20 protein-coding genes are annotated in these 22,367 nt (G+C 65.4%); 12 read left to right on the forward strand and 8 right to left on the reverse strand.

The window, feature by feature from the left end; genetic code table 11:
* The first annotated feature begins 70 nt into the window (after positions 1–70).
* The 3 genes from ACQR0U_RS08030 (at position 71) to ACQR0U_RS08040 (ending at position 1,951) form a co-directional block, all read left to right on the forward strand.
* Positions 71–223 carry a hypothetical protein gene (locus tag ACQR0U_RS08030; RefSeq protein ID WP_315712328.1) on the forward strand — a complete coding sequence of 51 codons (153 nt, stop codon included), beginning with the start codon at positions 71–73 and terminating at the stop codon, positions 221–223.
* Positions 223–492, forward strand: coding sequence for a DUF6719 family protein (locus ACQR0U_RS08035; protein WP_315712330.1), 270 nt, complete (start codon positions 223–225; stop codon positions 490–492). Before ACQR0U_RS08030 ends, ACQR0U_RS08035 begins: the two co-directional genes overlap by 1 nt.
* 112 nt (positions 493–604) lie before the next feature.
* Complete coding sequence (locus ACQR0U_RS08040) at positions 605–1,951, forward strand: HlyD family type I secretion periplasmic adaptor subunit (RefSeq protein WP_315712331.1); 1,347 nt, start codon at positions 605–607, stop codon at positions 1,949–1,951.
* Positions 1,952–1,961: 10 nt separating this feature from the next.
* On the opposite strand, the gene ACQR0U_RS08045 is transcribed toward ACQR0U_RS08040, so the two are convergent.
* Entirely contained in the window at positions 1,962–3,614 is a 1,653-nt protein-coding gene (locus ACQR0U_RS08045; RefSeq protein WP_434842972.1) for a 2Fe-2S iron-sulfur cluster-binding protein, read from the reverse strand.
* A gap of 209 nt (positions 3,615–3,823) precedes the next feature.
* Here ACQR0U_RS08045 and ACQR0U_RS08050 point away from each other — a divergent pair, with 209 nt between their 5' ends.
* Together ACQR0U_RS08050 and ACQR0U_RS08055 are read left to right on the forward strand one after the other, a co-directional pair.
* Complete coding sequence (locus ACQR0U_RS08050) at positions 3,824–5,545, forward strand: type I secretion system permease/ATPase (protein ID WP_315749991.1); 1,722 nt, start codon at positions 3,824–3,826, stop codon at positions 5,543–5,545.
* 38 nt (positions 5,546–5,583) lie between these two features.
* A complete protein-coding gene (locus tag ACQR0U_RS08055) occupies positions 5,584–6,357 on the forward strand; it encodes a hypothetical protein (RefSeq protein WP_315749989.1) in 774 nt (257 codons plus the stop codon).
* Between the two features lie 52 nt (positions 6,358–6,409).
* Here ACQR0U_RS08055 and ACQR0U_RS08060 read toward each other — a convergent pair whose 3' ends face one another.
* Complete coding sequence (locus tag ACQR0U_RS08060; protein ID WP_315712645.1) at positions 6,410–6,772, reverse strand: hypothetical protein; 363 nt, start codon at positions 6,770–6,772, stop codon at positions 6,410–6,412.
* Between the two features lie 576 nt (positions 6,773–7,348).
* Positions 7,349–7,900 carry a CreA family protein gene (locus tag ACQR0U_RS08065; RefSeq protein ID WP_315826939.1) on the reverse strand — a complete coding sequence of 184 codons (552 nt, stop codon included), beginning with the start codon at positions 7,898–7,900 and terminating at the stop codon, positions 7,349–7,351.
* Between the two features lie 226 nt (positions 7,901–8,126).
* On the opposite strand from ACQR0U_RS08065, the gene ACQR0U_RS08070 reads away from it, so the two are divergent.
* From ACQR0U_RS08070 to ACQR0U_RS08085, 4 genes are all read left to right on the forward strand, one after another.
* On the forward strand, positions 8,127–9,869 hold the full coding sequence (locus tag ACQR0U_RS08070) for a L,D-transpeptidase family protein (RefSeq protein ID WP_434842971.1): 1,743 nt from the start codon (positions 8,127–8,129) through the stop codon (positions 9,867–9,869).
* 155 nt (positions 9,870–10,024) lie between these two features.
* Positions 10,025–10,600 carry a glutathione peroxidase gene (locus ACQR0U_RS08075; protein WP_434842970.1) on the forward strand — a complete coding sequence of 192 codons (576 nt, stop codon included), beginning with the start codon at positions 10,025–10,027 and terminating at the stop codon, positions 10,598–10,600.
* Between the two features lie 159 nt (positions 10,601–10,759).
* A complete protein-coding gene (locus ACQR0U_RS08080; protein ID WP_315712338.1) occupies positions 10,760–11,722 on the forward strand; it encodes a polysaccharide deacetylase family protein in 963 nt (320 codons plus the stop codon).
* Positions 11,723–11,741: 19 nt separating this feature from the next.
* Positions 11,742–12,302, forward strand: coding sequence for a dihydrofolate reductase family protein (locus ACQR0U_RS08085; RefSeq protein WP_315749985.1), 561 nt, complete (start codon positions 11,742–11,744; stop codon positions 12,300–12,302).
* Positions 12,303–12,310: 8 nt separating this feature from the next.
* Here ACQR0U_RS08085 and ACQR0U_RS08090 read toward each other — a convergent pair whose 3' ends face one another.
* Together ACQR0U_RS08090 and ACQR0U_RS08095 are read right to left on the reverse strand one after the other, a co-directional pair.
* Positions 12,311–12,766: a DoxX family protein gene (locus tag ACQR0U_RS08090; RefSeq protein WP_315712340.1), complete on the reverse strand. Its 456-nt coding sequence runs from the start codon at positions 12,764–12,766 to the stop codon at positions 12,311–12,313.
* Positions 12,767–12,914: 148 nt separating this feature from the next.
* A complete protein-coding gene (locus ACQR0U_RS08095) occupies positions 12,915–15,227 on the reverse strand; it encodes an NADP-dependent malic enzyme (RefSeq protein ID WP_316173801.1) in 2,313 nt (770 codons plus the stop codon).
* A gap of 240 nt (positions 15,228–15,467) precedes the next feature.
* On the opposite strand from ACQR0U_RS08095, the gene ACQR0U_RS08100 reads away from it, so the two are divergent.
* The 3 genes from ACQR0U_RS08100 (at position 15,468) to ACQR0U_RS08110 (ending at position 19,470) form a co-directional block, all read left to right on the forward strand.
* Positions 15,468–17,444 (forward strand): hypothetical protein, encoded by a 1,977-nt coding sequence (locus ACQR0U_RS08100; RefSeq protein WP_434842969.1) that lies wholly within the window; start codon positions 15,468–15,470, stop codon positions 17,442–17,444.
* Positions 17,445–17,838: 394 nt separating this feature from the next.
* A complete protein-coding gene (locus tag ACQR0U_RS08105; protein ID WP_315826812.1) occupies positions 17,839–18,177 on the forward strand; it encodes a hypothetical protein in 339 nt (112 codons plus the stop codon).
* A gap of 666 nt (positions 18,178–18,843) precedes the next feature.
* Entirely contained in the window at positions 18,844–19,470 is a 627-nt protein-coding gene (locus tag ACQR0U_RS08110; protein ID WP_315826811.1) for a LysE family translocator, read from the forward strand.
* A 111-nt stretch (positions 19,471–19,581) separates the two neighbouring features.
* Here ACQR0U_RS08110 and ACQR0U_RS08115 read toward each other — a convergent pair whose 3' ends face one another.
* The 3 genes from ACQR0U_RS08115 to ACQR0U_RS08125 all read right to left on the reverse strand — a co-directional run bounded on the left by ACQR0U_RS08115 (position 19,582) and on the right by ACQR0U_RS08125 (position 22,160).
* Complete coding sequence (locus tag ACQR0U_RS08115) at positions 19,582–20,043, reverse strand: hypothetical protein (RefSeq protein WP_315826810.1); 462 nt, start codon at positions 20,041–20,043, stop codon at positions 19,582–19,584.
* 145 nt (positions 20,044–20,188) lie between these two features.
* Positions 20,189–20,428 (reverse strand): hypothetical protein, encoded by a 240-nt coding sequence (locus ACQR0U_RS08120; protein ID WP_315826809.1) that lies wholly within the window; start codon positions 20,426–20,428, stop codon positions 20,189–20,191.
* Positions 20,429–20,603: 175 nt separating this feature from the next.
* Positions 20,604–22,160 carry an ABC transporter substrate-binding protein gene (locus ACQR0U_RS08125; protein ID WP_315826808.1) on the reverse strand — a complete coding sequence of 519 codons (1,557 nt, stop codon included), beginning with the start codon at positions 22,158–22,160 and terminating at the stop codon, positions 20,604–20,606.
* Positions 22,161–22,367: the final 207 nt, after the last annotated feature.

A 22,367-nucleotide genomic window follows, 5' to 3' on the forward strand; every position in this document is an offset into this window, starting at 1 on the left:
TTTCAGAATCGCAAGGCCGCCCGTACATTCGCGCATACGAAAATGGCCGCAACATACTTTGGAATTTAACATGTCGGATCACCGCAATATCCTTTATTTCCTCCTCGGCATTCTCAGCGCGGCGATCATCGTGCTCGGCTACAATTTCTATCAGGCCAAGAAGCAGCCGGAGGGTGTCCAGATCAATATCGGGCCAAACGGACTGAAGATCGAAGGAAAGTGATGCGTTCTCAAATCTCCTCGTTCGCGAATGTCGCAGCGCGCCCTCTCGGCGTCCTCGGTGTCCTGCTTTTGGTTGCCGCACCCGCGCAGGCGCAATATGTCGGGCGCGAGCAGGACATCACCGATCTCCGGCTCGGCCAGCGCGTGCTGGTCGATGACGGCACCTGCCCCGCCGGCCAGGTGAAGGAGGTCTCCGGCTCCAAGATGGCTGAAACCGGTATTGTCCGCACCACGAAATGCGTGCCGCGCTTCGGGCCGAAGAAGAAGTAGCTGACCTCGTTCGATGCGGCTCTCGCCGCCGACCTCCGGCGCGTGACCTTCCGCACAGTCCCACAGCCGCGCATCGACGATGCTCCTGCCCGTGGACAAGCGGGGACGCAGCATGTCGATGTCAGCGGTGCAGGATCACGGCTTCTTCGAAGCGGCCGACCGGCCGCAGCCGGTCAAGGCCGATTTCAGCCGTTACGCCCTGCTCGGCTATCTGTCGATCGCGCTGGTGTTCGGCGGCTTCGGCGTGTGGGCGGCCTATGCGCCGCTCGATCGCGCGGCGATCGCACCGGGCACCGTGTCCGTCTCCGGCGATCACAAGGTGGTTCAGCACCGTGAGGGCGGAATCATCAGGGAGATCCTGGCCAAGGAAACTCACGCCGTGCATCGCGGCGACCTGCTGTTTCGGCTGCAGCCGACCGAGGCCCAGGCCAACACCGACCTCCTTCGCAAGCAGATGGACGCGTCGCTGGCCGAGGAGGCGCGCCTGCTCGCCGAGCGCGGAAATGCGCGGATGATCACGTTTCCCGACACGTTGCTCAACCGCCAGAACGTGCCGGAGGCGGCGCTTGCCATCGCCGACCAGCAGCGGCTGTTCGTCGAGCGCCGCAATGGCCTGATCAGCCAGATCAACATCCTCAACTCGCAGATCGCCCAGCAGCAGCAGGAGTTCGCCGGCCGTGACCGCCAGCGCGCCGCGCTCTCCGCGCAGCTCGCGAGCTTCGAGACGCAGATGAACAATGTGCGCCCGGCGGTCGCCGCAGGCTATTATCCGCGCAACAAGTTCCTCGAGCTGGAACGCGAGCGCGCCCGCGTCGAAGGCGATCTCGGCCAGGCGCAGGCCGACGTCGCGCGGCTGACGCAGACGGCCGCGCAGACGCGCCTGCAGATCGATCAGACGCTGCAGAAATATCTGACCGAAGTCGGCCAGCAGCTCGACGGCACCCGGGCCAAGCTGTCGGACCTGCGCGAGAAGCTGGTCATCGCCGAGGACGTGCTGCGCCGGGTCGACATCCGCGCCGAGCGCGACGGCATCGTCATGAACATGAAAGTCCACACCGTCGGCGCCGTCGTGAAGCCCGGTGATACGCTCGCCGAGATCGTTCCGGTCGGCGAAGGCGTCGACGTGATGGCGCACGTCTCGCCGCGCGACATCGAGAGCGTCGCCATCGGCCAGAGGGCCGAGGTGCGCTTCTCCAATTTCTCCTCGCGCACGACGCCGACGATCTTCGGCAAGGTCTCGAGCGTCTCGGCGGACGCGATGTCGGACGAGGCGACCAAGCAGAGCTACTATTCGGCGCGCGTCGTGATCGACTATTCGACCATCCCGCCCGAGATCGCCGAGAAGATCCTGCCGGGCATGCAGGCCGACGTCATCATCTCCACGGGAGAGCGCACCGTGCTCGAATATCTGGTCGGCCCGCTGCTCAACACGCTCGCCAAGACGTTCCGTGAGAAATGAGCCGAGACACCTATGCCGACGGCACCGGTGGCGCGCCCGCGACGACAGCAAGATCGCGGGCACGCCGCACGCCGATGGCGTCCAGCTCGCTGCCCTGTTCCGGATCGGCAAGCCTCTCACGTATCGCTCCATCCAGATCAGCAAGGCCGCCTGCTGCCGCCACGCCACCGGACATCGCGAGCTGCCAACCTCTGGTGTCCGCCAATTCAGCCAGAAGCGCCGGCCACTCCGTCCCGAGCCCGAGCACAGCCACCTGCGACGTGCGTCCAAGGGTCAGTTGCCCGACAACGATGTCGCCAAGGTGAGCACCAATCGCCAGCTCGACGGGCCGACCGATCTCCGCGGCGATCTTTTCGTTGACGCGGTCCATGACCACGTCCATGGCACCGATCGCCTGCAGCGCATCGCGGCAGCCTTGTTCTGCTCCCTGCTCCTCGCCGAAGACGGCGAGCACGCCATTGCCGAGGAAACGATCGATGCGCCCGGAATGGGCTTCGATCGCCCTGCCAATGGCGCCAAAGATCTCGTTCATCATGAACCCGAGGTCGGATGGCAGCCGGTCGCGCGCAATGGCCGCAAGCGGACGGACGCGGACGTGGACCAGGCATACCGCACGGCGCTCGGCGGTAAGGTGGTCGACGAGGGGCGCCCTCTCCGCTTGATCGCCGCCGAGGAGACGCGTGATCGTCAGCGGCGCCGCCGGACGGATCTGGCAGGCCAGGCGCACATTCGCCGGTGCCGCCAAGTCGGCGAGCATGACGCGCTCCGCGTGGCCGGGCGGTGCCAGCGTCTCCGCACCTTCATCAACGCGGACGCGACAAAGACCGCAGCGGGCACGGCCGCCGCAGTCGGATCGCTGCGAAAGATCGTTGCTGCCGATGATCTCCAGCAGCGTCGGACCGACCGCGGCCCGCACCGTCGCACCACCCGTGAAAGCAATGGCGATCTTCGGCGCCGCGAGGGACGCGACGTGACGGAACACGATGATCGTCACGCCTGCAACGAGCAGCGCGACGACCGCGATCTGCGCCGAAACCTGCAGCAGGGCGATCCACTTTCCGTCGAGTTCGCTCGGCCAATGGGTGACCTGGCGCATCTGCTCGGCCATACCGGGATTGCCGAGCAACGTGGCGACGGCGCGTCCGGACACCACGAACCCCATCAGCGCCGCCATCGGCACCGCGACGGCGAGAACAACCAGCAGCGGCTGGACGAGGCGGTACCAGCTCCGGAATTTCAGCCAATGATGCAGGCCGACGCAGCCGTGGATCCAGACCAGCAGCAGCAGCGCGGCCTGAATCCAGGCCGCCTTGGGCCACAGCAACGCCAGCGCATAGAGGTAGCCATCCTGAACGCCGAACATCGCATGAGCCATGTGGGTCTCGATGACATGCGGCAGCAACAGCAGCGGGATCGCAAATCCGGTGGCGATCTGAACAAACTCCCACGAGGACAGCCGCCACGTGCCGCGCTGAACCGTTTTGGCGAACGCCAGCACGACATGCGCGAGCAATGCCGCCGACAGCACGATCATTCCCGGCCACGATCGGGTGACGACCAGTCGCCATTCCTGCACCTCGTCCATCGCCTCGAGGCTGAACAGACCCACCGCATGGTTGAGAAAATGCGTCGCGGCGAACGCAAACAGGACGAGGCCGGACATGAGCCGGATGTTCTGGGACGTTACGGCAGGCATGAGCTCACTGTGATTCAGGCAAGCTGCGAAATCTGAGCACGGCTGAACCATCCGGTAGCGGCTGCCACCGGCCAACTCAAGCGCCGGCAGATCAGCCTCGAGCTATGTGAGGTCAGTCACGGTCGACGACGGGTGCCCCAGGCGAAGCTCCCAGCACCATCGCAAGGGGATCCGACATGACGAGCACCACCCGAAGCCCGCTGGGAACCGCGCTCCGCGCCTGCTTTCCCGCGCTCACCGCGACCTTCGTGCTCAGCCTCTTCATCAATGCGAGCATGCTCGCCTCGCCGCTCTATTCCATGCAGGTCTACGACCGCGTCCTCACCAGCCGCAATCTCGGCACGCTGGTCATGCTGACGCTCATCGTGGGTGTCTTCCTGGTGTTGTATGGCGTCCTCGAATTCGCCCGTTCCGGCGTTTTGGCCCGGGCCGGCGTGCAGTTCGAAGGCACGCTGCGCCACCCGCTGTTCGAGACGATGATGAAGGCGGAGCTGTCGCCGCGGCATCGCTTCGGCCAGCAGATCATCCGTGACGCCGAGACCATCCGCGACTGCATCTCCAGCGGCACCGCCGCCATCGCCTGCGATCTGCCGTGGACGCCGGTGTTCGTCGCGCTGTGCTTTCTGCAGCATGCCTATCTCGGCATCCTCTCGCTGCTCGGCGCGATCGTGCTGTTCTCGCTGGCGCTGCTCACCGAATTCTACACGCGCGCCAGCGTCGAGCGCACCAACGCGCTGGCCAACGAGGCCTCGCGCTTCGTCGCGGCGGCGCTGCGCAATGGCGAGGTCGTGCGCGGCCTCGGCATGGGCGACATTGTCATGGACCGCTGGAGCTGCCGGCAGTCGGCGATGGTCGATGCCCACAGCACCCTCGTCGAGCGGGGCGCGGCGATGCATTCCGTCACCAAGTTCGCGCGCATGGCGGTGCAGACCTCGCTGCTGTGCATCGGCGCCTGGCTCGCGATCGAGCAGCAGATCTCGCCCGGCGCGATGATGGCGACGTCGATCATCATGGGCCGCGCGCTGGCCCCGGTCGAGCAGGTCGTCGGGCAGTGGAAGCGCATCATCGCATTCCGCTCGGCCTACCGCAGGCTGGAGGAGCTGTTCCAGGCCTTGCCGGTCACGGCCGCCCCGACCGCGCTGCCGACGCCGCGCGGCGACATCGACGTCGAGAACGCCGTGGTGTGGCCGCCGGCGGCCGGCCGCCCCTCGGTCAAGGGCGTCAGCTTTTCGCTCAAGGCCGGCGAGAGTCTCGCGATCGTCGGCGCCTCCGCCAGCGGCAAGTCGAGCATGGCGCGCGCCATGGCCGGCGTCTGGCCGCTGCGCGAAGGCGTGATCCGCATCGACGGCGCCGCCTACAGCCAATGGGACCCAAACCGGCTCGGCAAGCATATCGGTTACCTGCCGCAGGACATCGAACTGTTCTCGGGCACCGTCGCCGACAACATCGCCCGGCTTGCGAAGGTCGACGAGGCCGCCGTTGTCGCTGCCGCCAAGGCCGCCGGCGCGCATGAGGTGATCCTGCGCCTGCCCAACGGCTACGACACGCCGATCGGTGAAGGCGGCGTGGCATTGTCCGGCGGCATGCGACAGCGCGTCGGCCTCGCCCGCGCGCTCTACGGCAATCCGCGGCTCCTGATCCTCGACGAGCCGAACTCGAACCTCGACGAGGACGGCGAGCGGGCGCTGGCGCAGGCCATGGCCCAGGCGAAGGCCGCCGGCCGAACCGTGATCGTCGTCACGCACCGCCCGCAGCTTCTGGCGCATGTTGACCGCATCATGGTGATGGCCTTCGGCAAGACGCTGGCATTCGGCCCACGCGACGAGGTCATCGCCAAGATGCGCGGCCAGCGTGTCGTCGTCGCCCACGACCGGGCGACGGCCAGCGCCGCGGCCTGAACGAACCCAGTGCAGATCTCACACCGCAAGGACCGGCCATGATCAAGTTCACATCGTCTACGAGGACCCTGCAGCTGGCCTTCGCGACCGCCGTCCTGTTGCCGATCTCGGCTTCGGCGGAGACGCCGATGACCGCGCGGCAGATGCTGGCCCACGCGCAAACTCAAGCCCTCAATGTCCCCAGCGATATCAGGAAGCCCGAGCTGGACCGCAGCGAAAAGATCACCAGCGAGGCCGCCTCCGCAGGCAATGCGGCCATCGCCGCCCCGCTTCCGGTGATCGAACCGCCGGCGCCGATCTCGCCGCCAGCCCCGGCGCTCACCGCACTGGCTGCGCCCGTCCCGGCGCCTGAGGCAGCTTCGTCGCAGACGCGTACCAACTCGCTCACGGCCGCCGCCCCCGTTGCTGAAGCTGCCAAGACGTCGAATCCAATGCTCGCGACACCGCCCGTGGCCGCCACCACCGAAACACGCCCGATGGCACCGGCCGCGACGCCGCCCGTCACGGCCGCAGCTTCACCGGCCCTCGTCCCCGCGACCGCTCCCGTTGCCGCGCCGCCCCAGTCCGGCCTGCCGGCCGCGGCGGCCACCCAGACCACGGGGACGCAACCGGCCGCCTCGTCGTCCGCCGAAAAGCCCGCTCCTGCGGGACATCAGCCAACCCGTGCAAGCGCGGCAGCGGCCCGCCCTGCGCCCAAGCCTACTGCGAGATCGTCGAGACACAGCGACGAGGATGCCATCAGTACCCGGATCTCGCGCATCATGCGCCGGCCGGACGTGCAGTCATTGATGTCGCAATATGGCCTGGATTGACGACGAGCACCGCGGACGATGGACGCTGATCGACATCGGTTCAGACAGCCGATCAGTTGGCCGGATCGAACATGCACTGCAGCGCGGGCTTCGCGATCTTGGTGAACGTGGGCCCGATCTCCGCTCGCTTCGGTGCGGGCACCCAATCGATCTCGATGGTCGGCACGCCGGTCTCACTGATCCCGCGCAGCAGCGCCTCACGCAAGTCGGCATCCTCCACCATCGCGGCCGCATGGTCATGCAGGCAGGAGCAGACAGCTTCAGGACGCGTCCACCGGTCGAGCATATGAGGCGCACATTGCCGTACGAACTCGCCGCGCAGATCTGGCAATCGGGTCGTCGTCCGCGCCTCGACGAAGGACCAGAAGAGGCACGGCAGCACGGCAAGCGCCGCAGCATCCAGTCGAAAACGCATGGTGGACCGCTGGTGTTTGTTTTTCGTCATGTCATCCACGCAGGCCGCGACGACACGATTCGCATGCCGCCCACGCTTTCATACCCGCTTCACGTTTCAAGCGGCCTGCGGCACGGGCACAAAATGGTTTCATGGGCCCGCCGCTCCGTTTCATCGCAACCCACCCGACGACACAAAATACAATCAAAACGAGAGTGATCTAAAGCGCCACCTGCTTTGGCCGAGCCAGCGCGATCCGGGGCGACCGTCAATCTGTCGATGGAGAGCTTCTTAACGACCTGGCGTTAACCGTGGCCGGCAGGGAGAACCTCCCAGATCGCTACGGCGACCCAGCAGCGCGGCGCGTTGGGGAACGACGTTGCTCCCTCAGGGTCACCATGGGCAGGCGCTTGCACACACCCAAACCGAAGGTATCTCGCCGCGGCTCGCCGGCTACGCCGATGGCGCAGCAGCGAACCGAGGGCTATGCCGGCTCGACGCCACAGAGCCTGGTCCGGCTGATCGGCTGCCACGATCCTGCCAAGCACAAATTGCCCAGCGAGGCTTTCGGCAGCCGATCGTCCCTTGGCAGGTCCCTTATTGAATGAAATCACCGCACTTCTGGACTGCGCCGTCATCGGATTTGCCCCAAGGCATGATCGGGACGGAGGAGGTCGAGTTCTTCGGTGAGCCCTCGATCAGCCTGTCCGAGTAAACCATGTAGACCAGCACGTTGCGCTTGGCATCGCAGCCACGAACGATCTGCATCTTCTTGAAGAACAGCGACCGCCGCTGCCGGAACATGTCGTCGGCCTGTTCGAGCTTGCGCTTGAACCTGATCGGGCCGATCTGCCGGCATGCGAGCGAGATGTCGGAGACCTCCTCGGCCAGGCCCAGCCAACCGACATAGCCGCCCTTCTGCGGCACCGTGAAGTGGCAGGCAACGCCCTCGACCTCTGGATCATCAACGCCATAGGTCGCGAGCTTGTCATTCGGGCTGAGCAATTTGAACACGGTCGACCGACGGAAGATCAGATCCGGCTCGTCCGCGGCGTATGCTGAGATCACAGGCGAGGACAATCCGATAAGCAGCAGGCAAGCGAGGGTTTTCAGCCACAGATCAAACCGTTTGGTGGCTCTGAACGACATGTCGGTCTCCGTTATACCGCCGATGCTCGGCATACCGCCCATGTAGGGACACAAATGCCTGCAAGGAAGGCGCTCCAGCCCGTGACCTTCCACTACCCGTTTAACGGGATGTGAGGCTTTTCTGCTACGATTGGAACGAAATCACGCAGGGCAGAAGCCCCAAGCTGGTGAACGCAGACTCCGTCTGCGACACTAAAGACCAGATGGTTCTTGAGGATTTGCCGGAATGCTCTGCGTTCGTGCAGCCGCCAGGGGGCGGTTCTATTGTGCAGCAATCGTTTCAGTTCCGCTTGCCATAGCAGCGACCTCACAGGCTGACGCAGCGTCATATTACTACTGGAACGACGCTCAGCCCGTCACCATTGCTCCGACCATACGCCCGGCCATGCCGCGCAAGCCCAAGGCGCGCCACCTCGACAAGCTGACAAAGACCGAGAAGGAGGCTGCCAAGCCGCAAGGACCGGTCACGATCGCGGTGTCGATCAACAAGCAGCAGCTCAAGGTCTACGACGCAAACGGTCTGTTCGCGGAAGCACCGGTCTCGACCGGCATGAAGGGACATTCCACGCCGTTGGGCGTGTTCAGCGTCATTCAGAAGCAGAAATTCCATCGCTCCAACATCTATAGCGGCGCCCCGATGCCGTTCATGCAGCGCATCACCTGGTCGGGCGTCGCGCTCCATGCGGGCGTGCTGCCCGGCTACCCAGCCTCGCATGGCTGCATCCGCATGCCGGCAAGCTTTGCAACCCGCTTCTATGGCTGGACGCGCATGGGATCCCGGGTCCTGGTCACGCCGAGCGAAGTGGCTCCTGCGAGTTTCTCGCATCCGATGCTCGCTGCCCTGAAGGCACCGCAGCCGAGCGCATCGGTGCAACCCGACGCGACTGCGCCGGCAGCGATCAAGTCGGACAAGGGCGCCGCCGTCACCACCGCGATCACAGTCGCGACGACGGATCTGCGCGCCACGATCGGTCATGCCGAGAGCCCGCGCTCCGGCGAAGGATCGCCCGCCGCGTCGCGCCAGGTGCGGACCGCCGATGCCAGCAACGCCAACGGACTCCCTCCGATGGTCTCGGACGCTTCCCCAAGCGCCGAACCATCGCGCTCGCTCCCGATGGAGGTTCAAAGCGATACTGCCGATCTGAGGCCCAGTGTCGCCGAGATCAAGATTGAGCCCGCGACCGCCGACGCAGAGGCAAGGTCTGCCCCCGGCGACGTGGCTCCGGCGAGCGAGCCCACGAATGTTGCGCAGGTGGCCGCTCCGGCTCTCGAGAAGCCGGCTGAGGCATCGGCGAATGCCGAAGCCACCGGTTCGACCGAACTCAAGCCTGCTGAATCCAAGTCGGTAGAGTCCAAGCCTGCCGACGCCCCGATCGCGGAGCAGCCTGCGTCGCCGCCCACACCGGCGGCAGAGGCACCGGCGAAGCCGGTCGATCCCAACGATCTCGCTAAGGATCAGTCGCGTGTTGCCGCACCGGACAAGCCGATTGCGCCCAAGCCCGAATTGAAGCGCAACAGCCAGATCGCGATCTTCATCAGCCGCAAGGATTCGAAGCTGTACGTGCGGCAGAACTTCGCTCCGGTGTTCAACACCCCGGTCACCATCGCACCGGGCGACAAGCCGCTCGGCACCCACGTGTTCACCGCGACGGCTGACAAGGCCGATCCGGCGACGATGCGCTGGTCCGTCGTCTCGCTGCCCTCCTCGGCGCGGAGCACCGCGGCGAACGATGGCACTGCCAGGGCGGTCCGGCGGGGTAAGAAGTCCGCGGGCGCCGATGCCGAGCCGAAACAGGTCGTTCAGCTGAGCAGCGCGGCCGAGGCGCTCGATCGCATCACCATTCCCGCCGATGTCATGGCGTGGCTCGGCGAAGCCCTGTCGACCGGAAGTTCGCTGATCGTGTCCGATCAAGGCATCAATCAGGGCGAAACCGGCGAGGGCACCGAGTTCATCCTTTCGCTGCGCTGACGACCGACGACGTCCCTCTTTCCGCCCCACGGCAGGGGTATCCCCATGCCGGAACGCAGTCTGATCCAGCGCAACGTGGCGGCCGTTGAAGCAGCGGCCGGTCGAGCGCGGGCACATTCATGCTGACGGGGCTGGCTCTGCTCAGGGAGATTCACATGATCGATCGCAGGATGGTTGTTCTCGGCATTGGCGCCTCGTTGTCGGGTGCGACGCTCACGTCGCAGGCTGCTCGTGCCGACAATGCAGCGAGCAAGATGACCGCCTATCGCTTCTCCTTCGCGGCGCTGGCCGGTGAGCCGATTCGGCTCGCCGATTTCGCGGGCAAACCGGTGCTGGTCGTCAACACGGCCTCCCAGTGCGGCTACACCCCGCAATACACCGGGCTCCAGAAGCTGTGGAGCGAGTTCCATGAGCGCGGGCTGACGATCATCGCCGTGCCGTCCAACGACTTCAACCAGGAGCTTGGGATCGCCGGCGACATCGCCGAGCAGGCCAACAAAGACTATGGCGTGACCTTCCCCATGACCGCAAAAGCGGTGGTCACCGGTTCCAACGCCCACCCATTCTACCGCTGGGCTGCCGAGGCGCGGCCCAAGGAGACGCCGCGCTGGAACTTTCACAAATATCTGATCGGTCGTGACGGCTACATCGCCGACGTGTTCGCCTCCTCGGTTGAGCCGACGGATACGCGGGTCAAGACCGCAGTTGCCCGGTTGCTGGCGAACGGCTGAGCAACACTCGGCAGGAATGCGGCGGAAGCTGGCAACTTCCCCGTGTTTTTGCCTTGTTTCCTTTTGGCGCCACTCCGGCTGCTGGGCTAGTATCCCGGCCGGATGACGGAGCGACTCTCGACGCTGGCGCTCCCGTTGCAACAACCCCGAGGAAACACGATGCGGATTGCAGCAGGATTGGTGTTCGCAAGCTCTTTGGCGGCTTCGCTGTTGACGTCTGGCGCGGCCTGGTCCCAGGCGCAGCGCACGGCGGCGGCGCCGACCCCGGCCGCTGCTGCTCCCGCACCGGCCCCTGTTCCCGCCGTCGCCGCCCAGACGCAGCCGCCGCGCGCGCCCTGCATGAACCCCGATGCGCTCGGCGTCGGCCGCACCGTAGAGATCGATACGACCGGAGGTCCGGGATTCGGCTTCGAGCACTTCAAGGACCTCGACTTCCTGAAGGATCACGAGGTCGTGCTGACCTTCGATGACGGTCCGTGGCCGGAGAACACGCCCAGCGTGCTCAAGGCGCTTGCCGACCAGTGCACCACCGGCATCTTCTTCATCATCGGCAAGCATGCGACCTATTATCCGGAGATCCTGAAGCAGGTCTACAATGCCGGCCATACGGTCGGCACGCACACCTGGTCGCATGCGACGCTGACCAACAAGAAGCTGACCGAGGATCAGCGCAAGGAAGAGATCGAACTCGGCATCAGCGCCGTGAAGTGGGCGCTCGGCGGCAATTCCCCGGCGCCGTTCTTCCGCTTCCCGGCATTGCAGCATCCGCCGGAGATCGTGACCTATCTCGGCACCCGCAACATCGGCATCTTCTCCTGCGATCTCGACTCGTTCGACTTCAAGGCGCGCAATGCCCAGGCGGTGATCGACGTCACCTTCAAGAAGCTCGACAAGCTCGGCAAGGGCATCATCCTGATGCACGACTTCCACAAGCATACCGCCGAGGCCCTGCCCGAGATGCTGCGCCGCCTCAAGGCCGGCGGCTACAAGGTGGTCGCGATGCGCGCCAAGGCGCCGGTGCAGTCGCTGCCGCAATATGACGAGCAGCTCGCCAAGGTCGCGAAGCTTCCGACGGTGAGCCAAAGGCCGGTGTCGAGCGTTGTGACGACAGTGTCCGAATGAGACGGGATTCCTTTCGTCAGTGACCAAGCTTCGTATCGAAGGTTACGTGATCGTGTCGGCCGACGGGATGTTGGCCGACGCGAGCAATGCGATGCCGCCCGCCCTGAAATTTCCCGGCGACGCCGCATTCTTTTCCCAGGCTCTCGATGGCGCCGATCTGATCGTCCACGGCCGCAACTCCTATGAGGACCAGCCGAACTCGCCGAAGCGCCGGCGCATCGTCGTGACCGGGAAGGTGGCGGGACTGGCGCCGGATCCGGAAAAGCCGCTCTCCACCCTTTGGAATCCGGCGGGGGCCTCCTTCGAAGCCGCCTGTGAAGCCGCGGGCGTCAGCTCTGGCACCGTGGCGGTGATCGGCGGTCCCGTCGTGTTCGAGATGTTCATGGACCGCTACGACACCTTCTTCCTGTCAATGGCCCCCCACGTCTCCCTGCCCGGCGGCGCACCGTGCTTTCCCGGCGTCGGTCCCGACCGTTCGCCGCAGCAGGTGCTGACGGCCCACGGCTACACGCCCGCCAATCAGCTGATGCTCGATCCTGCCCACGACGTCAGCGTGACCGCCTGGAAACGCACCGCTTAGAGCTCCCTCTAGATGTCTCCATACGCGCTCTGCTCGGGCGCTTTCGGACCCTTGCCATAGCCGAAGATCATGAACAGCGCGCCGATGATCGACAGGTTCTTCAGCGCGTCGATCAGGGTCTTGGCGTTGTCGGGCGGGGCCTGGTTCCAGAAGTCATGGAAGTAGAAGATGGTCGCGCCGACGAACACGATCATCAGAGCCGCGAAGAAACGTCCGAGAAGGTTGAGCGCGATCATCACGCCGGCGAGCACCTCGAACGCGCCGGCCGCGATCGCCAGGATCTGCGGCATCGGCATCTTGGCAGCGGCCTCGAGCTGCGCCGCATAGGGCGCGAGCATCGTGGGAATCGTGACCTTGGCGGCGATGAGATCGGCGGTGGCGGGAATGCCGAACAGCTTGGTCGCGCCCGTGTAGATGAAGATCACGGCGAACAGAACGCGCCCGAATGTAATGAAACCCGGCATTCTCGCCCTCACGGATCAACTTCAAACGATGTGTCGCCGGCCCACCGGGCCGGATATGTGACGTCGCGAACGCTTTTCAACAATAAAGGCGGGCGGAATACGACCGAAACCGGACGAATTCCGCCACACTTCGATCACGCCAGCAGCGTCACGCGAACAGCGTCGGCTGCGCCCTCCCCGCCCGTTCCTGGGCTTCGACCGCGGCCACCGCTGTCATGTTGAGAATGCCGCGCGCCGTCACCGACGGCGTCAGGATATGCGCCGGCCGCGCCGGACCGATCAGGATCGGCCCCACCGGCACCGCATCCGCCAGCACCTTGATCATCTGATAGGCGACGTTGGCGGCGTCGAGATTCGGCATGATCAGGACGTTGGCCGAGCCTTCGAGATCCGAATGCGGCAAAATCGCCTTGCGCGCGGTCGCCGACAGCGCGGTGTCGCCCTGCATCTCGCCGTCGGCCTCGAGGTCGGGACGATGCTGCTTCAGCAATGCCGTCGCCTGCCGCATCTTGCGCGACGAATCCGTGTCGTAGCCGCCGAAATCCGAGTGCGAGACGAAGGCGATCTTCGGCTTGATGTTGAAACGCGTGACGTGGTTGGCCGCCAGCGAGGCCATCTCTGCGAGTTCCTCGGCGGTGGGATCCGGCCGCACCTGGGTGTCGCCGATGAAATAGGCGCCCTTGCTGGTGATGGTGAGCGCCAGCGCCGCGTAGTCGCTGACCCCCGGCATGAAGCCGATGATCTCACGGACGTGGCGCAGATGGCTCATATAGCGTCCCTCGACGCCGCAGATCATCGCATCCGCCTCGCCCCTGACGACAGCGAGCGCCGCAATCACGGTGGCATTCGTGCGCACCACCGTGCGCGCCGCATCCGGCGTCACGCCGCGCCGTCCCGCGACCTCGATATAGCTCTGCACATAGGAGCGGTAGCGCGGATCGTCCTCGGGGTTGATCAGGTCGAAATCACGCCCGGCCTTGATCGACAGGCCGAAGCGCTTGATGCGGGCCTCGACCACGGAAGGACGGCCGACCAGGATCGGCCTCGCCAGCTTCTCCTCCAGTACCACCTGGGTGGCGCGCAACACGCGCTCGTCCTCGCCCTCGGCATAGATCACGCGGACCGGCTGCGTCTTTGCCTTGGCGAACACCGGCTTCATCACCAGGCCGGAGCGGAACGCGAAACGCTCCAGCAGCGCAGTGTACTCGTCGAAATTGGTGATCGGCCGCGTGGCGACGCCGGACTCCATCGCCGCCCTCGCCACCGCCGGCGCAATGCGCAGGATCAGGCGCGGATCGAATGGCGAGGGGATCAACGAACCCGGACCAAAGCCCTGGGTCTCGCCGGTGTCGAAGCCGCGGGACACCGCGTCCGACGGCGGGTCCTGGGCGAGCTGCGCGATCGCATCGACCGCGGCCTGCTTCATCGCCTCGTTGATCGCGGTGGCGCCGACGTCGAGCGCGCCGCGGAAGATGAACGGGAAGCACAGCACGTTGTTGACTTGGTTCGGGAAGTCCGAACGCCCCGTGCAGATCATCGCGTCCGGCCGTGCCGCGCGCGCCTCCTCCGGCATGATCTCCGGGTTGGGATTGGCGAGCGCCATGATCAGCGGTTTCTCGGCCATCTGCTTGAGCAGCTCCGGCTTCAGCACGCCGCCGGCGGACAGCCCGAGGAAGATGTCCGCGCCGCCGATCACCTCGGCCAGGGTCCGCTTGTCGGTCTTCTGCGCATAGACCGCCTTCCAGGGATCCATCAGCGTGTTGCGGCCCTCATGGACGACACCGTCGATGTCGCAGACCCAGATGTTCTTGCGCTGCGCGCCCATCGACACCAGCAGGTTGAGGCAGGCGATGGCGGCGGCGCCCGCGCCGGAGGTCACGATCTTGACCTCGGAGAGCTGCTTGCCCGCCAGCGACAGCGCATTCTTGATCGCGGCGCCGACGATGATCGCGGTGCCGTGCTGGTCGTCATGGAAGACCGGGATCTTCATGCGCTCCTTGAGCCGCGCCTCGATCTCGAAGCATTCCGGTCCCTTGATGTCCTCGAGGTTGATGCCGCCGAAGGTCGGCTCCAACGCCGCGACCGTCTCGACCACCCGGTCGATCGTGTCGGCCGCAATCTCGATGTCGAACACGTCGATCCCGGCGAATTTCTTGAACAGGACCGCCTTGCCCTCCATCACCGGCTTGGAGGCCAGCGGGCCAATATTGCCGAGCCCGAGCACGGCGGTCCCGTTGGAGACGACGGCCACCAGGTTGGCCCGCGCGGTCAGTGAGGCGGCCTCGGCCGGGTTGCTGGCGATCTCGGTGCACGCAGCGGCAACGCCCGGAGAATAGGCCAGCGCCAGGTCGCGCTGGTTGGCGAGCGGCTTGGTGGCCTGGATCTCCAGCTTGCCGGGCCGCGGCAGGCGGTGGTAGGCCAGGGCTGCGGAACGAAGATCTTCAGAATAGGACGACGACATACGTGCTCCAGCGTTTCCGACCCGGATTTTTGGTCTCTTGAGTCTCGGTCAGACGTCGGTTTTTCCGGCCGGTGGAAGCGCATGTGATGCACGTTGGGCGGCTTTCATGCAACATCCGAAACCATGCTCGCCGGCATCCCGGGCCAGCGATTCCCCAGTTCGCAGAAGCACATCCCTACTCCATCGATTTCATTGAGACCATCACCACTTGCTGCCTAAGCCTTGGGCGGAGCACATCAAATGACCCGTATCCTGATCGGAATTGTCACGGCCGTCGCGCTGGCCGTCGCCGGCTTCGTCGGCGTGCCCTGGTACGCCCAGGGCCGCGCCGAGCGCGAGGTCGAGGCAAACTTTGCCCAGATCCGGCAGAGCGGCGCCATGGCAACCCATGGCAAGGTCGCCTTCGACCTGTGGAGCCGCAAGTTGACAATCGCCGATGTCAAGCTCGAGTCGGCCACGCAGCCGCCGGCCAGCGTCACGTTCGGCACCATCACCGCGACCGGGCTGAGCCAGCATGATCCCGAGCATGTCACGGCCGCCAGCATCGAGATCAGCGACATCGCCATGGCCGGCCAGATCCCCGGCCCCTCGCCGCTCCGCCTGAACTACAAGCTGCCGCAACTGGTGGTGAAGGATTACGCCGGCCCCGCGCGGCTCGCCGCGATCCCGGCCGGTGCGGGTGCACTCGAGACCTCCCGCACCCTCGCCCAACAGCTCGCCACCATCAACGCCACCTCGGCCACGGTGCCGCGGGTCACCGGCACGATGGAAGGCGGCGCTTCGGTCGGGCCGACCGAGTTCGGCTATTCCGGGCTGGTGGTGGACGACATCAAGGGCGGCCGCATCGGTAACTACAAGATCCAGGAGGTCACTTTCAGCACGGCGGCGCAACCGCCGAACGGCAAGGTCGAGACGGTGCGGGGCCGCATGCTCGACATCGTGACCAAGGACATCGACGTCAACGCCATCGTCGCCCTGCTCGCGCCCGAGTCCGCCCACGACGATCGTGTCGTGCGCCTGAGCGGCGTCGCCGGGGCAGGTCTCTACGAGATCACGTCCGATCTCGGCATGCGCATCCACATCGACAGCCTGACGATGGACGAGTTCGGCGTGCGGCCGTCGCGCATCCAGCTTCCGGCGCTGGTCGCCGCCCTGACGCCGACCTCGCCGCGAACGAGCGCCATGACGCCCGACCTCATCGACAAGGTCGCCAGCATCTATGATGGCGTCCTGTTCAAGAACGTCGAGGTCAAAGGCCTGGCGGTCGAGACGCCCGACGGCCCGGTCAAGGTCGCGCTGACGCGGTTCGACCTCGACGACGGCAAGGGCGACGTCGCGTTCGAGGGCTTCGACGGACGGACCCCGAACGGCCCCGTCAAGCTCGGCCGCTTCGCGGTCAAGCGCTTCGACATGGGCGGTATGCTGCGCCAGACCGCCAAATTCGCCGTGCCCGGCGCCAAGCCCGGTGCGGCCGAAGCCATGGCGCTGTTCAAGCTGATCGGCGGCATCGAGCTGAAGGGGCTGACGACCTCCTACAAGGCGAGCACCAAGCCGGTGCAGATCGACAATTTCAGCCTCGACTGGGGCCAGTTCGTCGGTCCCATCCCGACCCAGGCGCACCTGGTGGCCAAGATGGCCGGTCCGCTGGATGCGTCCAATCCGGCGCTGCTGCCGCTCCTCATCGCCGGCATCGACACCGCCGCATTCGACGCCGATCTCGGCCTCGGCTGGACCGAGAGCTCGGGCGCGTTCGCGCTCCAGCCCTTCAAGCTCGAGGTCAGCAACCTCATCGCGGCCTCCGCCAGCGTCTCGCTGTCGCAGGTGCCGCGCGACGTCTTCACCATCGATCTGCAGCAGGCGACAACCGCAGCCGCACAGATCGAGGCTTCCGGGCTGGAATTGACCCTGCGCGATCTCGGCGCGGTCGACCTGCTCGTCGCCAACTACGCGCGCGGTCATGCGATCGCGCGGGATGCCGCGCGCAAGGCGCTGGTCGACAGCATCAAGGCGATCGGCGCCCAGGTCGCGGCCGACAACATCGATGTCGCCGGTGCGGTCGATGCAATCAGCCGCTTCATCGAGAAGCCACGCCAGACCCTTACGCTGAAGCTCTCGCCGCGCGCCAAGGTCCCGGCCCTGCAGCTCGCCCAGCTCATCGCGATCGACCCGCCGAGCGCGCTGGCGCAATTCAAGATCGAGGCGCAGACCGCGCCGTGATGTCTTTCCTGATCTAGGGAGAGAGAGAGAGGAGTCCGCACTCCTCTCCTCCGTCATTCCGGGGCGCGCACAGCGCGAGCCCGGAATCCATACTCCCGACAATGATTCGCGAAGGAGTCGACGGAGCAGGCATCTCGATCCTTCTCGCACGGTCGTGGTTATGGATTCCGGGCTCGCGCTGTGCGCGCCCCGGAATGACTCGCGGAGGGAGCGTGCTCGTAACCGCCGATGCTGCGCAATGGGACTCGCGCTACGCCATCCATGAACACGGCAAGTCCCGTTCACCCCAAGACGCGCGTCCTCAAGCCCGCGGCGCGATCGCCCGAGTTCGTCCGGTCGTTCGGCCCTCTCATCCGAAGAGGGCGCAGGGAATGCCGGGTGCTGGCCGCAACCCATGGCCCGCCTGCGAAAAAAATGCAGGCGGCAGGTACCACAGGTTCAGCCGATCATCCGGCATTCCCCGCGCGGTGGGCTTTTCGGCTGCTTCGCGCTCTCCTCGGGGACCGGCTTGTTTGCCCCCGTCATCCGCGCAATGCCGCAAGGCATCTTCCGCGAACTTGACACCAGCATCGGGGTGTCAGGACCACGCGACTTGACCGTCTGCACCGTGCCGTTCGTCGACGCGCACTATCAGCACGTTGCGAACACGGTGCAGCCACCGCCTCCCCGCCTCACGCCTCGTGACGACCGCGAACCGTCCCTCTTCATCGAGGCGGGATGGCCGGAAATGTGAAGGTGATTTGCCCGACGATGCAAGGGGGAAAGCTGCGGCAAACTAACACGACGGGCAATTAGCGCATGGCGGAGTTGCCGGGATTGCCTGTCGGGCAGAGTGCAACGTAGCTACTGCGATCATGTGAGAACCGTGAGAGATGTCGACGCGTATCGCAAGATGTAGGGCTTATGGGCCGGCCTCCCCGCCGGATGCCGTGATCCAAAGAACGCAACATAACAATCGTAGCCGCCGATCTCTTCCTCCAGCCAACAGTGCACGACGACGCCATATTCCGGGACACCATCCTCAACACCATCATAACGGACCGCCGTTCCCGGCAACAGATATCTGTCAGGAGTAGATTGATTGCTGGACATGCGAACTTGTTCTTCCTCAATGCAGTCGTCCGGGCGAACCCGGCCGGGCTTGCACCAAACGGGCTCCATACTCACGGGATTTGTTTGGAGGGCGCGCACTCGTCGCTCAAACCTTTCCTCACAAACCCGCTGAGGTGATGGGTCCTGGGTCGGCACCGCGCTGTCGCGCGGCACGGCTTGCACAGCACGACAGCGGAGGCAGGCCCCTACAGCCGTCTCTCGAAACACGCCGCCTCCTGTCTGAGTCCGCTTTGCCACGTCCGAAGGATTGCCCTACACATCTCCCCTCACCCAACAAAGAAATCCGATGCCCGACGTCCCGACCTTCCTTCTATTCCTCTCCGCCGCCCTCGTCATCGCGCTCACGCCCGGCCCCGGTATCTTCTACATCGTGGCGCGCACGTTGGCCGGCGGGCGAAGCGAGGGACTGGCGTCCAGCGTGGGGCTTGGGCTCGGCGGCCTGGTTCACGTCGTCGCCGGTGCGGTCGGCCTGTCGGCGCTGGTGATGGCGAGCGCGGAGGCGTTCACGGTGCTGAAGATCGCGGGCGCGTTCTATCTGATCTGGCTCGGCATGAAGACGTGGCGGGAGGCCCGGGTCGCCCAGCCGGCCGAGGTGACGACGAGAGGCAGCCGGCGCGCGTTTCGCGAGGGCATCATCGTCGAGGCGCTCAATCCGAAGACGGCGGCGTTCTTCCTCGCCTTCATCCCGCAATTCGTCGATCCCGCCGGCGACGTCGCCGCGCAGTTCGTCGTGCTTGGGCTGATCTCGGTGACGCTCAACACCAGCGTCGACCTGGTCGTGACGTTCTGGGCCGCCAAGGCGCGGCATCGTCTCGCCCGGCGGCCAAGCCTCGTGACGCGGATGCGGCAGGCGTCTGGCGCCGTCATGTGCAGCCTTGGCGGCGCGCTGTTGTTGGCGCGGCGCACGAGCTGACGACCAGACTGGCGCCAAGTCGTCACGTTCATACGCACATTTGCGCGGCGTGCCGGCAGCGCCATGCCGGCGCACACGAGCCGATGCTGCTTTGCGACCACCCCCGCTGAGCTAGTCGCGATAGCGGCAGAGCTCGTCGCCGTTCTCGTATTCGTAGCAGATCTTGACGCGCCGGTAGGGCCGATCCCCCTCGGAGCTGCGCGCGCGACGATCCATGTCGTCATCATCGCGCTGCATTCGCGCGTTTCGGCCCGTGGTGCGATGATCCATGTCCTGGTCCATCATGCGGCCCATGCGGTGCTGGCGCATCCGATCCATGTCCATGCGATCCATGCCCATGCGGTCGTCATCGCGCTGTTGTGTCGTCCAGTCGCGGTTCACCCGCGTGTCTTCGGCCCTCTGGCGCTCGCGTTCACGGGCCTGGTCCGACTGCTGGGGCGTGCGTTCCGGCTGCACGGGAACGGCCTGGGTCTGGCTGGTTCCCGGCGTGCTGTCGGCCTGCTGGGCCCACGCGCCTGCGGAGAGGAGACAAGAGGATAGTAACACGACGGTCGCTGCTGCTGGAACGCGCATGGTTCATCCTCCAAGGGAATGCTGTCTAACCGCGCGGGTCAGCGTTGGTTCAAACGACATCGCCTGTTTTGGTGCTGCGCCGCACAGATGACAGCCGGACGCAGAAGCGAGCTGGGCCGGGGCGGCCGCGGGCCGCTCTCTGGCGTCAGCCCGAGATCAGGTCGTGGTCGATTCCACGCCGGCGCCAATATCGCGCACGGAGCCGCGGTGCGATCTGCCACGAGACAATGGCTGACAGCACCACGCTCAGGGCAATCATGACCGGCATTGCGAGCATCGCGTGATTGCTGAGCGGCGTGAGAAGAATCGTCAGAACTCCCGCACCGAACAGCACGGCCTGAACCATCATGAAGACCATCGCCGAAATCTGTGTTCTCATGGACATTGCGGTCGCTCACGGTTGTTGCGCCTGCAAGTCAATGAAGCATCCGTCGAACAGTTCCGGCATGATCTCGAGGTCGGATCCGTGTCGCCCGGCCGCCCGCAAGCCGGCCGGGGGACGTTGTTTGCACTGCGGCGTTGACGGGGGGACGACAAGTTCGGCTGCGTCCCCCCGCCCGTCATTCCAGCTCGATCGCCTGGTAGGTGCCGGTCTCGTCGAGTGCGGTGCCCCAGATCTTGTGCGAGGCCTGGTGCTCAGCGCGTCCGAACGACAGCTTGCTGCCAAGGCCGAGGTCGATGCTCTGCATCGACTCCAGCGTGTCGACCAGCCGCTCGGTCTCAAGCGGCGTCGTCTGCTTCAGGGCCTGGATCAGGATGCTTGCCGAGATGAAGCCTTCGAGCGAGGTGTAATCCGGCGCTTCGCCGGGGAAGTACTTTTCCAGCGCGGTCTTGTAGTCGAGCACCAGGCTCGAATAGCCGGCGACCGAGGGAACGCCCTGCGTGACGATGACGCCGTTGGTGTATCTCGAGCCGAGCAGCTTCAGCTCGGCCGCGAGCGACGACGATCCGACCGCCGAGATGTTGGCATAGATCAGCCCTGGAACCGCCTCGTGGGTCTTCTCGATGAATTTCGCCGCCGCGCGGTCGGTCGCGATCATGATCACGGCCTTGATCGGCGGCTTGGTCTGCGCCTTCAGCTTGCCGACGGCCTCGTCGACGTCGAGCGTACCGCGCGGGAAACCATAGCGGATGACCGGATCGGTGATGCCGTTCGCGCGGAACGCCTTGGCGACACCGTTGGCGCCGTCGTCGCCATAGGCGTCGTTCTGCGCGAATACGGCGATCTGCTTCGCCGGAATGCGCTTGACCTTCATCAGATAGCGCACGATCGCGGCGGTCTCTTCGGCGTAGCTCGCACGATAGTTGAAGACGTAGCGGTCGGGCGGATCGCGGCGGACGACGGCGGAGCCGCTGTAGGGCGCAAAGAACAGCGCCCGGCGCTCCAGCGCGTAGGGAATCGCCACCGCGTTGTTGGCAGTGCCCATGTTGCCGATGTAGCCGAACACCTGGTCCTTCTCGTACAGCTGCGTCATCGCACCGAGCGTCCGCGTCGGATCATAGCCATCGTCGGCAGCGATCAGCCGCAGCTTGCGGCCGTTGATGCCACCGGCATCGTTGGCGCGGGCGAACGCGGTCTCGATGCCGAGTTTCATCTGGCGCGCGGACTCCTTGCGGACTCCGGAGAACGGGATGACGGTGCCGAACCGGATCTCGGTGTCGCTGACGCCGTGCGGAAGCGGAGGCGGCAGGTTGGCCGTGGGCTGCGTCGACGCGGCCGCGGTCGACGGCGCCAGCGCGAAGGACAGCGAGGGCGCCGCCGACTGCTGCTGGCTGAGTGACCGCTCAAGCTCTGCCAACTGGCGCTCTGCGGTCTGACAGTTCACCTGCGAGGACGTGACCCGGCCGCGACCCTCGGCGATATAGCTGTTGAAGGTGCGGATGAGCCCATCGCGCTCGCCGCCATTCGAAGAGCCCTGGCGGATCACTTCGCTGAATTGATCGATGATGGTCTGGACGCGCCCCTGGGCGATCTCACGGCACGTCGCGGCCTGGCCGACGACCGGTCCGACGCGGGCGGCGAGATCACGAACGACATCGGGGGAAATGGGGACAGCAGAGGCGGCAGGGACGAAGAGGCAAGTTCCGAGCAGGAGCGCACACCAGCGAACGGTCATTTTGAACTATCCGTCTTCTTGTGATTGGTTGGCTATGTTCACTACATGAGTCAGACAGGCTTCCTATTAAGGACAGGTTGCATGACACCGCAACCGCCATTCGACTGATCGGTGCCGCCTGGAACTCATAGCGGCCCACACCGCTCGATCGCGTTACGCGCCGCGTCGCGCAAGGTGCCGAACTAACAAGCGGCACGAACGATTAGT

This window comes from Bradyrhizobium sp. HKCCYLRH3097 (genome assembly GCF_051167875.1).
Taxonomy (GTDB): Bacteria; Pseudomonadota; Alphaproteobacteria; order Rhizobiales; family Xanthobacteraceae; genus Bradyrhizobium.

What these genes read in the sequence shown, in the direction of transcription:
- ACQR0U_RS08030 (WP_315712328.1), top strand. Translation starts at nt 71, where the DNA reads ATGTCGGATCACCGCAATATCCTTTATTTCCTCCTCGGCATTCTCAGC.
- ACQR0U_RS08035 (WP_315712330.1), top strand. Translation starts at nt 223, where the DNA reads ATGCGTTCTCAAATCTCCTCGTTCGCGAATGTCGCAGCGCGCCCTCTC.
- ACQR0U_RS08040 (WP_315712331.1), top strand. Translation starts at nt 605, where the DNA reads ATGTCGATGTCAGCGGTGCAGGATCACGGCTTCTTCGAAGCGGCCGAC.
- ACQR0U_RS08045 (WP_434842972.1), bottom strand. Translation starts at nt 3,614, where the DNA reads ATGTCCGGCCTCGTCCTGTTTGCGTTCGCCGCGACGCATTTTCTCAAC.
- ACQR0U_RS08050 (WP_315749991.1), top strand. Translation starts at nt 3,824, where the DNA reads ATGACGAGCACCACCCGAAGCCCGCTGGGAACCGCGCTCCGCGCCTGC.
- ACQR0U_RS08055 (WP_315749989.1), top strand. Translation starts at nt 5,584, where the DNA reads ATGATCAAGTTCACATCGTCTACGAGGACCCTGCAGCTGGCCTTCGCG.
- ACQR0U_RS08060 (WP_315712645.1), bottom strand. Translation starts at nt 6,772, where the DNA reads ATGCGTTTTCGACTGGATGCTGCGGCGCTTGCCGTGCTGCCGTGCCTC.
- ACQR0U_RS08065 (WP_315826939.1), bottom strand. Translation starts at nt 7,900, where the DNA reads ATGTCGTTCAGAGCCACCAAACGGTTTGATCTGTGGCTGAAAACCCTC.
- ACQR0U_RS08070 (WP_434842971.1), top strand. Translation starts at nt 8,127, where the DNA reads ATGCTCTGCGTTCGTGCAGCCGCCAGGGGGCGGTTCTATTGTGCAGCA.
- ACQR0U_RS08075 (WP_434842970.1), top strand. Translation starts at nt 10,025, where the DNA reads ATGATCGATCGCAGGATGGTTGTTCTCGGCATTGGCGCCTCGTTGTCG.
- ACQR0U_RS08080 (WP_315712338.1), top strand. Translation starts at nt 10,760, where the DNA reads ATGCGGATTGCAGCAGGATTGGTGTTCGCAAGCTCTTTGGCGGCTTCG.
- ACQR0U_RS08090 (WP_315712340.1), bottom strand. Translation starts at nt 12,766, where the DNA reads ATGCCGGGTTTCATTACATTCGGGCGCGTTCTGTTCGCCGTGATCTTC.
- ACQR0U_RS08095 (WP_316173801.1), bottom strand. Translation starts at nt 15,227, where the DNA reads ATGTCGTCGTCCTATTCTGAAGATCTTCGTTCCGCAGCCCTGGCCTAC.
- ACQR0U_RS08100 (WP_434842969.1), top strand. Translation starts at nt 15,468, where the DNA reads ATGACCCGTATCCTGATCGGAATTGTCACGGCCGTCGCGCTGGCCGTC.
- ACQR0U_RS08105 (WP_315826812.1), top strand. Translation starts at nt 17,839, where the DNA reads ATGGCCCGCCTGCGAAAAAAATGCAGGCGGCAGGTACCACAGGTTCAG.
- ACQR0U_RS08110 (WP_315826811.1), top strand. Translation starts at nt 18,844, where the DNA reads ATGCCCGACGTCCCGACCTTCCTTCTATTCCTCTCCGCCGCCCTCGTC.
- ACQR0U_RS08115 (WP_315826810.1), bottom strand. Translation starts at nt 20,043, where the DNA reads ATGCGCGTTCCAGCAGCAGCGACCGTCGTGTTACTATCCTCTTGTCTC.
- ACQR0U_RS08120 (WP_315826809.1), bottom strand. Translation starts at nt 20,428, where the DNA reads ATGTCCATGAGAACACAGATTTCGGCGATGGTCTTCATGATGGTTCAG.
- ACQR0U_RS08125 (WP_315826808.1), bottom strand. Translation starts at nt 22,160, where the DNA reads ATGACCGTTCGCTGGTGTGCGCTCCTGCTCGGAACTTGCCTCTTCGTC.